Origin of the sequence: Gluconobacter sp. Gdi, assembly GCF_014132155.1 — a bacterium.
Lineage (GTDB): Bacteria > Pseudomonadota > Alphaproteobacteria > Acetobacterales > Acetobacteraceae > Gluconobacter.
In genome coordinates this window covers 1-337 of the sequence record NZ_BLJQ01000077.1, presented here as the reverse complement: position 1 = coordinate 337, position 337 = coordinate 1, and the positions used below count along the sequence as shown (strand labels likewise).

1 protein-coding gene is annotated in these 337 nt (G+C 63.2%); it reads left to right on the top strand.

From position 1 onward, the window contains the following. Positions 1-13: 13 nt before the first annotated feature. On the top strand, positions 14-337 hold the full coding sequence (locus JN414_RS16550; RefSeq protein WP_035378674.1) for a DUF736 domain-containing protein: 324 nt from the start codon (positions 14-16) through the stop codon (positions 335-337).

The following is a 337-nucleotide window of genomic DNA, read 5'->3' as shown; positions in this document are numbered from 1 at the left end:
TGGAGATACGACAATGGCTAACATCGGTTCCTTCAAGAAGGTGGGCGAAGGCTTCGAAGGCGAAATCGTCACCCTGGCCCTGCAGGCCCGCAACGTCCGCCTGGTGGCCGAAACCAACCGGGCCAACGACAACGCCCCCAACTACCGCGTCTACCTCGGACGGGTTGAACTCGGCGCCGCATGGACCCGCCGTTCCAACGAAGGCCGCACCTATCTGAGCCTGAAGCTGGACGATCCTTCCTTCGCCGCCCCGATCTTCGCCAACCTGTTCACCGACGAGGAAGGGGAAGGCTACACCCTCATCTGGACCCGGCCCCGCAGCCGGAACGGGGAGTAA